Source organism: Pantoea sp. KPR_PJ, assembly GCF_041386365.1.
Taxonomy (GTDB): Bacteria; Pseudomonadota; Gammaproteobacteria; order Enterobacterales; family Enterobacteriaceae; genus Pantoea.
Genome location: NZ_JABMIK010000006.1, coordinates 255,326 through 267,311, shown reverse-complemented (window position 1 = coordinate 267,311; position 11,986 = coordinate 255,326). Strand labels below are relative to the sequence as shown.

Annotated in this window: 13 protein-coding genes and 1 tRNA gene; 11 read left to right on the top strand and 3 right to left on the bottom strand. The window is 56.5% G+C overall.

The features are described from left to right. Positions 1 to 144 precede the first annotated feature (144 nt). From HP564_RS14750 to HP564_RS14710, 9 genes are all read left to right on the top strand, one after another. Positions 145 to 726, top strand: coding sequence for a recombinase family protein (locus HP564_RS14750; RefSeq protein ID WP_371244247.1), 582 nt, complete (start codon positions 145 to 147; stop codon positions 724 to 726). A 139-nt stretch (positions 727 to 865) separates the two neighbouring features. Further along, the gene (locus tag HP564_RS14745; RefSeq protein ID WP_371244246.1) at positions 866 to 2,035 is read left to right on the top strand and encodes a phage tail sheath protein; all 1,170 of its coding nucleotides are present in this window, start codon (positions 866 to 868) and stop codon (positions 2,033 to 2,035) included. Between the two features lie 12 nt (positions 2,036 to 2,047). Then, positions 2,048 to 2,557: a phage major tail tube protein gene (locus HP564_RS14740; RefSeq protein WP_371244244.1), complete on the top strand. Its 510-nt coding sequence runs from the start codon at positions 2,048 to 2,050 to the stop codon at positions 2,555 to 2,557. A 56-nt stretch (positions 2,558 to 2,613) separates the two neighbouring features. Next, positions 2,614 to 2,910 (top strand): phage tail assembly protein, encoded by a 297-nt coding sequence (locus HP564_RS14735; RefSeq protein ID WP_371244242.1) that lies wholly within the window; start codon positions 2,614 to 2,616, stop codon positions 2,908 to 2,910. A 14-nt stretch (positions 2,911 to 2,924) separates the two neighbouring features. After that, the gene (locus tag HP564_RS14730; RefSeq protein WP_371244241.1) at positions 2,925 to 3,047 is read left to right on the top strand and encodes a GpE family phage tail protein; all 123 of its coding nucleotides are present in this window, start codon (positions 2,925 to 2,927) and stop codon (positions 3,045 to 3,047) included. Continuing rightward, positions 3,040 to 5,502, top strand: coding sequence for a phage tail tape measure protein (locus HP564_RS14725; protein ID WP_371244240.1), 2,463 nt, complete (start codon positions 3,040 to 3,042; stop codon positions 5,500 to 5,502). The genes HP564_RS14730 and HP564_RS14725 overlap by 8 nt, the downstream gene beginning before the upstream one ends. Further along, entirely contained in the window at positions 5,499 to 5,996 is a 498-nt protein-coding gene (locus tag HP564_RS14720) for a phage tail protein (RefSeq protein ID WP_371244239.1), read from the top strand. Before HP564_RS14725 ends, HP564_RS14720 begins: the two co-directional genes overlap by 4 nt. Before the next feature lie 23 nt (positions 5,997 to 6,019). Further along, the gene (locus tag HP564_RS14715) at positions 6,020 to 7,144 is read left to right on the top strand and encodes a phage late control D family protein (RefSeq protein ID WP_371244270.1); all 1,125 of its coding nucleotides are present in this window, start codon (positions 6,020 to 6,022) and stop codon (positions 7,142 to 7,144) included. Positions 7,145 to 7,218: 74 nt separating this feature from the next. Continuing rightward, positions 7,219 to 7,431: an ogr/Delta-like zinc finger family protein gene (locus HP564_RS14710; RefSeq protein WP_371244237.1), complete on the top strand. Its 213-nt coding sequence runs from the start codon at positions 7,219 to 7,221 to the stop codon at positions 7,429 to 7,431. Positions 7,432 to 7,691: 260 nt separating this feature from the next. Here HP564_RS14710 and HP564_RS14705 read toward each other — a convergent pair whose 3' ends face one another. Further along, complete coding sequence (locus tag HP564_RS14705; RefSeq protein WP_371244235.1) at positions 7,692 to 8,615, bottom strand: amidohydrolase family protein; 924 nt, start codon at positions 8,613 to 8,615, stop codon at positions 7,692 to 7,694. Positions 8,616 to 9,221: 606 nt separating this feature from the next. Between HP564_RS14705 and lysC the strand changes: the two genes are divergently transcribed. Then, positions 9,222 to 9,404, top strand: coding sequence for an Rz1-like lysis system protein LysC (gene lysC / locus HP564_RS14700; protein ID WP_371244268.1), 183 nt, complete (start codon positions 9,222 to 9,224; stop codon positions 9,402 to 9,404). Between the two features lie 555 nt (positions 9,405 to 9,959). After that, positions 9,960 to 10,532: a hypothetical protein gene (locus HP564_RS14695; protein WP_371244233.1), complete on the top strand. Its 573-nt coding sequence runs from the start codon at positions 9,960 to 9,962 to the stop codon at positions 10,530 to 10,532. A gap of 255 nt (positions 10,533 to 10,787) precedes the next feature. Here HP564_RS14695 and HP564_RS14690 read toward each other — a convergent pair. Further along, positions 10,788 to 10,863, bottom strand: a tRNA-Ile gene (locus tag HP564_RS14690). Between the two features lie 230 nt (positions 10,864 to 11,093). Further along, positions 11,094 to 11,888, bottom strand: a complete 795-nt coding sequence (locus tag HP564_RS14685) for an SDR family NAD(P)-dependent oxidoreductase (RefSeq protein WP_371244231.1) — start codon at positions 11,886 to 11,888, stop codon at positions 11,094 to 11,096. Between the last annotated feature and the right edge of the window lie 98 nt (positions 11,889 to 11,986).

The following is an 11,986-nucleotide window of genomic DNA, read 5'->3' as shown; positions in this document are numbered from 1 at the left end:
CTCATTGGGCATTTTTGCGTGCGCCCAGGGGAACGGCGATCCTATGACTGGTGCACCTTCTCCTAAACCAAGGTTTTTGATAAACGCGCGCGACATGGCAAAATCCGCCAAAATCCGTCCCCGATAAGCTGAAGAGAAAAACGTATGGCCATGATTGGTTATATTCGCGTGTCAACAATTGACCAGAACTGCGACTTGCAGCGCGATGCGCTTTTGAGCGCAAATTGTGACCATATTTTTGAAGATCGTATCAGCGGCAAGACTGCAACCCGCCCGGGCCTGAAACAGGCGCTCAAATGCATCAGTAAAGGCGATACGCTGGTCGTCTGGAAACTGGACCGACTGGGCCGCAGCGTAAAAAATCTGATCGCCCTGATTTCGGAACTGCACGAACGCGGTGCGCATTTCCGCTCACTAACCGACAGCATCGACACCAGCAGCGCGATGGGGCGCTTCTTTTTTCATGTTATGTCAGCGCTGGCAGAAATGGAGCGCGAGCTTATTGTTGAGCGCACCCTGGCCGGGCTAGCGGCTGCCAGAGCAAAAGGAAGGCTGGGCGGACGGCCCAAAGCGCTAAGCCCACAGGAGGTCGAGCAAATAAGCCGGCTGCTGGCTAAGGGACATAGCCGACAGCAGCTGGCGATCATTTATAACGTCGCGCTATCCACCCTCTATAAGTACTTTCCGGTCGGGGCGCTCGAAAGTCAGCAGGAAACGACTTCCTGAACGCAATGGCCGCCGCTAAAACGGCTGCGGGCCTCCTGCGAGAGGCTACTGTCCGCTCATCCCCCAGCAAACGCTAACCGCATGATTTCTCTCACCTGACCTGACACTCTGACTCCACCCTCAACACGGAGTACATCAGATGTCTGATTATCATCACGGTGTCCGCGTCGTCGAAATCAACGACGGCACACGCACCATCTCTACCGTATCCACCGCTGTCGTCGGCCTGGTCTGCACCGCAGACGACGCAGACGCAACGGCTTTTCCACTCAATACCCCGGTGCTACTGACCAACGTGCAGGCCGCTATCGCTAAAGCCGGTAGCAAAGGCACGCTGGCGGCGTCGCTTCAGGCGATTGCCGATCAGTCAAAGCCGGTTACCGTCGTGGTCCGCGTTGCCGACGGCGCGACCGCCGAAGAAACCACCTCGAACCTTATCGGCACTACCGATGAGAATGGCCAGTATACCGGCATGAAGGCGCTGCTGACGGCGCAGACGCAGCTTGACGTCAAGCCGCGCATTCTCGGCGTACCGGGCCTCGACTCGCAGGAAGTCGCCACCGCGCTGGCGAGTATCGCGCAGCAGCTGCGCGCCTTCGCTTACGTGTCAGCCTGGGACTGCAAAACCATCAGCGAGGCGATGAACTACCGCAAAAATTTCAGCCAGCGCGAACTGATGGTGATCTGGCCAGATTTTCTCGCCTGGAATACCGCAACCAGCCAGTCCGACACCGCTTATGCCACGGCGCGTGCGCTGGGCCTGCGCGCCAAAATCGACAACGACACCGGCTGGCATAAAACCCTGTCGAACGTCGGCGTTAATGGCGTGACCGGCATCTCTGCGTCCGTGTTCTGGGATCTGCAACAGGCCGGCACAGATGCTGACCTGCTTAACGAGGCGGATGTCACCACGCTGATCCGTAAAGATGGTTTTCGCTTCTGGGGCAACCGTACCTGTAGCGACGATCCGCTGTTCCAGTTTGAGAACTACACCCGTACCGCACAGGTGCTGGCCGACACCATGGCCGAGGCACACATGTGGGCAGTGGATAAGCCGCTGACCCCGGTTCTGGTGCGCGAAATCATTGCTGGCATCAATGCGAAATTCCGCGAGCTGGTCAGCGCCGGTTATCTGCTGGGCGCATCCGCCTGGTACGACGAAAGCGCTAACGACAAAGAGAGCCTGAAAGCGGGCAAGCTCTTTATCGACTACGACTACACGCCGGTTCCGCCGCTGGAAGATCTGACCCTGCGTCAGCGCATTACCGACACCTATCTGGCGAACTTCGCCGCATCCGTAAACAGCTAAGGAGCCGGATAAATGGCACTCCCCCGTAAACTGAAAGGGCTGAACCTTTTCAATGATTCAAACAGCTACCAGGGCGTCGTCTCTTCCGTCACGCTGCCAAAGCTTTCTCGTAAGCTGGACGCCTACCGCGGCGGCGGTATGAACGGTGCCGCCTTTATCGATAACGGTCTGGATGACGACGCGCTCGATATGGAGTGGAGCATTGCCGGTATGGATGACCTGGTGCTGACGCAGTGGGGCGGTTCCGCCGTACCGCTGCGCTTCACCGGTTCTTACCAGCGTGACGACACCGGCGAGGAGATCGCGGTTGAGATTGAGGTTCGTGGCCGCCACCAGGCATTTGACTTCGGTGAAGCCAAACAGGGTGAAGACACCGAAACCAAGATCACCACCAAAAACACCTACTTCAAACTGACCTGGAACGGCAAAGCGCTGATCGAAATCGACACCGTCAATATGGTCGAGAAGGTCAACGGCACCGACCGCCTTGCTCAGCGCCGCAAAAACCTCGGCCTGGCGTAACCCTGATGCCAGCGCCCGGCGCTGGCTTTTCATCCTGTCACAACGCAGAGAGAAGCATGGAACAGAAAGAGAACATCGTTGAGTTTGAAACCCCGCTAAAACGCGGTGAGGCGGAGATTGCGCAGGTTGAACTCATCAAACCGAACGCCGGCACGCTGCGCGGCGTGCGCCTGGCTGACCTGGCCTCCTCAGATGTGGATGCACTGCTGACGGTGCTTCCGCGCATCACGCAGCCGGCGCTGACCAAAGCCGAATGCAACAGCCTTGACCCGGTGGATTTGATTGTGCTGGGTGGCAAGGTGATTGGTTTTTTGCAATCGAAGTCGGCAACGTCGACTGGCCTGATGGACTAACGGTCAATGACCTGATGGCGGATATCGCCGCTGTTTTCCACTGGCCCCTCTCCGAAATGAACAACCTGCCGCTGGCCGAGCTGCTCGACTGGCGGCATAAAGCCCTGATCCGCAGCGGAGCAAATACGGATGAGTAATGACCTGAATATAGAGGCGCTGCTGCAGGCCGCCAGTCAGGCGCTGCGCCCGTTTCAACGCCTTCAAAACGACATGCAGCACGTCAACGATGAGATTGCCGCCTCGCGTCAACAGCTGACGGCGCTCCAGGCGCAGTCGGCAAGCATCGACAGCTTTCGCGCTACGTATCGCCAGTTACGGGACACCCGACAACAGCTTCAGGACGCGAAGCGAGAAACGGCAGCGCTGGCGCTGGCCCTGCACGCGAGCGCCCAGCCCGCTGCTGAACAGAGCCGCGCACTGGAGCAGGCGCGTCAGCGAACGGTCGCGTTACAGAATCAAACGCAGAGCCTGCGACTGTCGGTGCAGCAGCAGCGTGCCAGCCTGAACGATGCCGGTATCGCCACGCGCAATCTGAGCAGCGAGCAGCGGCGGCTGACGTCGGCGACGGCGCAGACCAGCCAGCACCTCAATGGTCAGCAGCAGCAGCTGCAACGGCTAAATCAGCAGCAGGCGCAACAGAACCAGATCGCGGCCCGCTATCGCCGGGGACAGGCGCTGGCGGGCCGAATGCGCAGCACCGGCGCGGCAGCCATCAGCCTGGCCAAAACGGGATTGAGTGCCGGTACCGCGCTGCTGCGGCCAGGTTACGATCTGGCGCACACTGAGGCCACGCTGCAGGCGAAAACTGGTCTGAAAGCGGATTCGCCTCAGGCGCTGGCGCTGCACAAACAGGCGCGCACGCTCAGCGTAGCGAACGGCGTTTCGGCACAAAAGGTGGCGCAGACGCAGCTCGCCATCGCCCAGGCGGGCGGCTCACCTGATGAGATCGCCTCTGCCACCCCGGTTGCGCTCACTATGGCGCAGAGTAATGGCCATTCCGCTGAGGAGAATGCTGCGCTGCTGACCGAGACGAAAACGGCTTTTGGCCTTAACAACAATGATGTGGCGCATCTTGGTGATGTGCTGAACGCCACCCTCGACCAGACCGGAGTGACGTTTGACGATCTGAGTCGCGCACTGGGCAGTGTGGCACCGGTGGCGAAAAATGCAGGCGTGGGCGTGGAGCAGGCCGCCGCCATGCTCAGCCTGCTGGCGAAAAATCACATTACCGGTGCGGCGGCGGGCGACGCGGTGAGCGCGATGTTAACCCGCCTGCCGCTTCCTGCCGTCCGGCAGGGTATGGTGGCGCCTGGCGTAAAAACGCACGATGAAAACGGAGACGTGCGCCAGATTCTGCCGCAGCTAAAAGATATCCAGACCGCCTTTACCACTAAAGGAATGGGCACAGCGCAGCAGGCAGAGGTGTTACAAAACCTCTTCGGCGCGCAGGCCGCGCCTGCCGCATCGGTGCTGGTGCAGGGCGCAGCCAGCGGCGAACTGACCAGTCTCAGCGCGACCTTACAACAGTCCGATGGCAGCACGGCGCGCAGCGCGCAGGCGCAGCAAGACAGCCTTGAGGGCGATATGCAGAAGCTGACCGCCGCAAAAGCTGCTATGGGTATCGATCTCTTTGCGCCGCTCGACGGTCCGCTGCGCGCCCTGACGCAGGATGCCACGCAGTTCCTGCAGGCTGTTGATCAGTGGTTGCAGGACAATCCGGCGCTGGCGAACGGTATAGCCATCGCCGCCGCCGGGGCGCTGACGCTGTCAGGGGCGCTGGGTACGGTTGGTATGGTCGCCTGGCCAGTAGTCAGCGGCATCAGCGCCATTGTGACCGGAATTGAGTTACTCGGCGGGCTTTTCACCGTTGTGAGCGGTACTGTCGTCAGCGCCATTGGCGCCATCAGCTTACCCGTTGTGGCTATCGTCGCGGCCATCGTGGGTGGCGCGCTGCTGATCCGCCGCTACTGGGAGCCGATTAGCGCCTTTATTAGCGGTGTGGCGCAGGGCTTCTCCGAGGCGATGGGGCCTGTAGGGGCGGCCTTTACGCCCCTCCAGCCCATCTTCAGCTGGGTAACGGATAAAGTGAAGTCCGTCTGGAGCGCCTTTACGCAACTGCTGGAACCGGTAAAAGCGACCCAGGAGCAGCTGGCGGCCGCGGGTAATATGGGCAAAAGCTTCGGTAATCTGCTTGGCGAGGCGCTAAAAATTCCCGGTCATGCGCTCAACCAGCTGATGGGCGGTATCGACTGGGTGCTGGACAAGCTCGGTATTGCCAGCAGCAAAAGTAAAGAGCTGAAGACGGCACTGCCAACAGATGCGCCCGCTGTCGGGTCGGACAATGTCGCCACAGACGCTAACCCGCAACCGAGTGCGCTGATGGACGGCGTACCTTATCGGCCAGCGTCCGCGCCCGCGGCGGGCGGTACTGCGATGCAGCAAAACAACGTTACCTACAACACCACTATCCATGCGCCAGCCGGTATGGATCCAAATGAGGTCGGGCTGCTGGTGAAACAGCAGCTGGAGCAACACCGTTACGATGAGCAAAACCGGCAGCGCAGTGCGCTGACAGGAGGGAGCTACCCATGATGATGATCTACGGCATGTTGCCTTTCATGCGACAGACGCTGCCCTATAGCCAGCTGATTCATGACAGCAACTGGAACTGGGCCAGCAACAGCCGCGTTGGTCGCCGGCCCGCCGTACAGTTCACCGGCAAAAGCAACGACAAAATCACCCTGAACGGCGAGCTGCGCCCGGAGATTACCGGCGGCCCGGTTAACGCGCAGGCGTTCCAGCTGCTGGCCGACCAGGGGCGAGCCTGGCCGCTTATTGGCGGTGACGGCACCATTTACGGTATGTATGTTGTCGAAAATTTTAAGACTACGCACAGTGATTTCTACGCTGACGGCAGCGCACGGGTTATCGCGTTTAACCTGACGCTGCTGCGCGTGGATGAGTCGCTGGTTTCAATGTTTGGCGACCTGAAAGCGCAGGGCAGTGACCTGTGGACGAAAGCCGAAGCGGCAGTCGGCAGGCTCTCGTCCGGCATCAGCGATGTGGTCAGCCGGGCAGGAGGATAAGAACGGTGAGCGCTCTCGGTACAATGGCGATTAACGCGGGCAGTCAGCTGGCGTCCGATTTTATGCTGTGGATGGGCGGCAAAGATGTTACGGCTAACCTGCGCCACCGGCTGATTTCCCTGACCCTGACCGACAACCGCGGCTTTGAGGCGGATACGCTGAATATCACGCTCGACGACAGCGACGGCCTGCTTCAGCTGCCGCAGCGCGGCACCGTGGTTTCGCTGTTTCTGGGCTGGGTCGGCCAGCTGCATAACAAGGGCGACTTTACTGTCGATCAGGTCAGCCACGGCGGAGCGCCGGATGTCCTGACCCTTACAGCGCGCAGCGTCGATTTTCGCGGTGAGCTGAACAAAGCGCGGGACGTCTCCTATCACGACACCACGCTGGGCACGGTTGTCACACAGATTGCGGCGCGCTGTGGACTGATTCTGCAGATGGCGGAGGGGTTCGCCGGGATCAAGATCGATCATATTGATCAGACGCACGAGACCGATCCCGGCTTTGTGACCCGCCTGGCTAAACGCTATGGCGCAGCGGCGATCATTAAAGCGGGACGTCTGCTGTTCCTGCGCCCCGGCAGCGCAACCTTAGCCAGTGGCAACGCCATTCCCGTGGTGTTACTGACGCGGCAGGATGGCGACAGGCACAGGTTCACGATTGCTGACCGCACCAGCTATACCGGTGTCCAGGCAAAATGGCTGGCCGTGCAGGAAGCGAGGACGCACGTTATACAGCTGCAGCGTAAGGCAAAAGCGGCGAGTGCTGACGCGGTTAGCCATCCTGAGGCGAAAAGCGCATCGCCGCCAGCCGGTGAACAGGAAGGTGCTTACCTGGCTGGGCAAAAAGATAGCCTGCTGGTGCTGCCCGACGTGTTCAACAGTAAAGAGGCGGCGATGCAGGCGGCAGAGGCGAAGTGGAAAGAAATCCAGCGCGGCGTGGTCCACTTTACCTTTCAGCTGGCGGCAGGGCGGGCAGATCTTTTCCCTGAAACGCCGGTAAGGGTTAGCGGTTTTAAAACCCCAATTGACAACAGCGCCTGGATTATCGACAAACTGACTCACAGTCTTAGCGCAAACGGCGGTTTTACCACCACGCTGGAGCTGGAATGCGATATCAGTGAGGTGGAATATGAAGAGATCAACTAACTAATAGTTAATTAATTTGCTTTTTGTTAGTCACAAAGCGATAATTCTTTCGTTAACCACGGAGGAATTGACTGATGATGCATTGCCCGCTGTGTCAGAGCGCTGCCCATACCCGCAGCAGCCGCTATATCTCTACTGAGACCAAAGAGCGCTATAACCAGTGTCAGAACATTAACTGCAGCTGCACCTTTAAGACGCACGAGAGCGTGACCGGGATGATTGTAACGCCCGGGAAAATCGACAAAGTCGACATGTCGCAGAAGCCCCCTGCGGCGAGCGCCCGATAAGCAAAACCCGCGTGAGCGGGTTTTTTTTTGAGGCGGCCACGCCGCCTCTTGGAGTTCTGTCAATAAGTGTACCGGGAAAGCGGCATTCCCCTGGCGTTCTGTTAACAGGTATAGCGGGGAGGCAGCAGCCCCTTGCCTGCAATGGCAATAACTGTATGCACAAGCCTGTGTTTTTTATCGCTTTCAGCCATGTAGCAGCAGATAAAGAACCGCGAGGCTGTTAGCAGATTTTAACGGGAGCCAGCATGGCTCCCGGTGAGTCAGAAACCATAAAGTTTAACTGGATTGTCGCGCAATATTTTTTGCTGATCGCGGCTGTCCGGGGCCCAGAGGCTGATGAGGTCGAGTAACACAGCATCGTCGGGCTTCTTGTCATCCGGCTGAGTAGGGTGAGGCCAGTCACTGCCCCACAGCATACGTTCGGGATTAATGTTAACCAGGCTTTGCGCCACTGGCGCGACATCCTGATAGCCTGGCGCACCGGTTAAAGAGTCAATATAGGCCCCAGAGAGTTTCACCCAGGTTTTGTCTCCGTCCAGCATCCGGCGCAGCATCGCAAAGGTTGGTGATTTAATTCCCTCAGGCTGAGGCACATGCCCCATATGATCAATGACCACCGGCGTCGGTAATTTTTGCAGCCGGCTTTCCAGCTCGACTAATTTTTCCCCTGACGATACCACCTGGATATGCCAGTTAAGGGCATGGATGCGCGTCGCTAACCGCGTCATCTCTTCCGGATCAAACTTGCTGTAAATAACGTTAAAGCGAATGCCTCTCACGCCAGCCTGATGCAGCTGTTCTAATTCATCATCGGTGACCGTCTCGTCTACCACAGCAACGCCCCGCGCATTGCCGTTGCTGGCGGCCAGACCGTTAAGGAGTATGCGGTTATCGGTGCCGTAGCGCGACGGGGTAACAATCACCATTCGGTTCATTCCCAGTCGCTGCTGTAGCTTTCGATAGTCATCCAGGGAGGCATCGGGCGGATTCACAAATTTTGTGCCTGGCACCGACGGGTAACGGCTGTCGTAGAGGTGCATATGACAATCGACGCTGCCTGACGGCGGAACTAATTTTGGCGGGGTATCGCCTGCGCTGTAGGGGACACTGGCAAACGTGGGAAAAGTGGCGGCGACAGCAAATGCAGAGCTGAGTTGTAAGAAGTGCCGGCGGGTAACGGGCATGTATCCTCCTGATACGTTATTAAGGACAGCAGCATATTGAGCAATATTGATCCAGGCAGAGAGTTCATTGCCTGACATATATCAGCGCTAATTTGAGGACAGGGTAAATGTCATACCTGCTTCTGTAAGCGCATCGAAAAAGGAATGAGCGTCGCCTGATTTATCAGGTTGCGCGCAGAAAACAGGCAACCCGGCGATTTAATCTCTTTTTCTTACTGGTGCGTATTAGCAGCAAAGATTTTTTTGACGAAAGTCTCTTTTTTAACGGTGAAGAGGGATGTGGGACGCAGTCGGTCACGTTAATTTCGATTGGGTATTAAAGGTAAGATTAACGCGTTAAAAGACGCTTTAGATTAGGGCATCTGTTAACCGGGAGGGGATTGAGATCCGCTTAAATGAAACTCGCGTCGAAGAATTGCTGTTCTGGCTTTTATTATCTGGTTAGCTGCTGCTGAGGCCGTACTGCAGCAGCCAGTAGGCATCGAGAGTGATACCGCGCCGGGTAAATTTGCCAGCGCGGGCTTCAGTCCTGTCATCCCGTAGAGACAGCGGGTACGTTTCTCCCGATACCTGTTGCTGAATACCTGATAATCCTGAACAAACTGGCTGAAGGCTGGTGGCTGTCTCAGCATCATCTGCTGCCAACAGAATCTGGCCGCGCCGCGCAGTAATGGCGACCTGAGCACCCGGCTGGATGAAACCCAGGCCGCATGGGTGGCGTGCGCGGACAAAGTCGATACCTTTATCCGCTGTCAGGAAAAAATGATGCGCAAGCCGCAGTCCATGTAATGCGCCCTGTAAAACCCCGGTGAGTGGGAAAACTCTTCAACAGTGAAGCGGACATTCTTGATAATGACCGCGGCAATATCAGCATGAACCTGAAGCTGACCGAGCGGGTGCTGGCGCGGGAAACGGACGGGAAATGACGGTGGAGGCGGTGCCGGAGCAACATCTTTACAACGTTCAAAAGGCGGAAAAGGGTTATATGCTTTCTTATATCAACAATGCGATGCTGGTATTTAGCAAGAATGCAGGTTGAAAGTCCGTTTTGTACCAGACGTGGACAGGCAGGCTATTTAATAATGAAACGCCCCGCACTCTATTAAATACCAGCTTCAGGAGGGGCATCAATTCTGATATTTTAGAAGTATTGTTAATGGTGTGACTGGTTAATTATTACGAATGATAATAAAGAAAAGTAAAGTCCGTTTTGCACCCTGGGTCGGCCCCCACTATGAAAGAGGATTTTGCGGGTTACGCATACTTATAGTGTGCGAGTCTCACTATGCCGATAAGCAGCATGAACGTCCAACTGTCACGCCCGAGATCGTTAAGGCGCTTGCTTTGGGTGAAAGACATCCTCGGGCAACGGGTAAGCTTCGGCAACATAAGCATTTTACCTTGATAATGTCTGCTGTTCAGAACGTCAGACAGCGCTTCTCCAGTACACAAAAAAGGGAGTTCTGGAATAGCGTTGCTTATTACAACTTTCTCCAGGAGTTTTTACAGGGAAGCCGCGTTGCGCCACCGGCAGACGTCTGGCAACGCAGTGAAAAAGCATTTACTGAAGTCCTGTCAGTGTTAGCTCCGGATTTGATTATTTGCTTCAGCCTGCGTAATGGCAATCGGGTTAGGTCGCTTGCTGGTAGCGTGCCAGTGGCTGTAGTAAATCATCCTTCTTCACGTTTTACGTATTCTAAGGTCAATCCAGTTATTGCCAGATATATCGAGATGGCCCAGGCACAGAAAACACAGGCCCCGGCATTTTTCAGAAGTGTTCTTTTTAATCGTTGGCTTGAGGACACAGCTTCTGCCCTGCCTACGCCCGGCTCACATCTTTCGGAGCCGGATAAAATCGCGCTGCTTGCTGAACGCAAACAGTCTATGGCGGAGTTTGACGAGCTCTTACCAATGTAAATCACAGGTCGATAAAATAAACCATTTCGACAGTAGTATGTCTGCTTCTCGCTCAAAGCGGATATTGCATTTGCTGAGCAGCTTTATGCCACAGGTGACCTGGGCGTGACGTAGCCTTAGGGTTAAATCAGCTTAAAGCAATGAGATTAACTGCATGTAGGGCGGGAGAGGGCTACTTTGAGCTACTTCAGGATGGTATTCCGTGGGGATCCTGGAAAACCAACTCAAGCTAATTATGTAAGCCGTTGATAATTTTGGTGGCCCCTGCTGGGTTTGAACCAGCGACCAAGCGATTATGAGTCGCCTGCTCTAACCACTGAGCTAAGGGGCCAGCGGAGCGGGGATTATAATGTATCTGTTTAGAGCGATCCAGCACTCACTCGCCAGATGCTGAAAAAACCGCCACTGCATGAGTGCTTGATTAAGCTCAACATTTCCCGAAGAGTCGGCCCCGTTTTATCGGTTCTGTGCCGGGAAGGCAGATAAGCAAAGCCGCGCTCGCCGGTATGATTTCCTGTTCAAGCCCGCGGCCACGACCAAAAAGCCTCAGGCATCAGCCTCTCATTGCCGATAGCGCGACGCAGGCTGGCTCAGTGACAAATAGGGCAGCATTGCGCCGCGCGCCCGATCGTACTCCTGCCACAGCGCGATCTCTTCCAGTGCCGGAATGGTTACTGCTTCGCCCGCTTCCAGCCCGGCCAGCGCCGCATCCACCATATCGTCCACCTCCATAATCATCTCTTGTGGCAGCTCATCAATTGATTTGCCGGAGCGGTCAAATATCTCCGTACGTGTCGCACCAGGTAAAACGGCCTGTACCTGCACGCCACTGTTAGCCAGTTCGCGCTGCATGGCACGGGTCAGCGTCAGCACAAACGATTTACTGCCGTTATAGGCACCGTTAAACATCTCATGCATCAGTGAAAGCACGGAGGCGATATTGATAATCACGCCGCCTCTCCGGGCGCGAAAGGCGTTGGCGGCCGCATGCGCCAGACGAGTAGGCGCGAGGATATTCAGCGCCAGCATGGTCTGAATGCGATCGATATCGGCATCGAGAAACTCACCGTCCACGCTCATACCGGCGTTATTGGCCAGCAGCGTAATCGCGGCATTGCTCTGCAGCTCCTGCTCGACGCGGCGCAGGTCACTGGCGCTGGTCAGATCGGCGCGCAGGATACGTACCTCAATGGCATGCTGCTGTTGCAGCGACTGCGCCAGCGTCTCCAGTCTGGCCTGGTCGCGCGCCACCAGAATCAGGTTGTAGCCACGCGCTGCCAGGCGGCGTGCGTAGGTCGCGCCTATACCGCTTGATGCACCTGTGATTAAAGCAAAGCCTTGTGATGATGCTGACATAGTGAACCCCGTTGTATGATGGTTGTCATATTTGAGGTTAATATGACAACCATCATATATGGCGTCAAGGTGGAATATGATGGTCATAATAATTACTA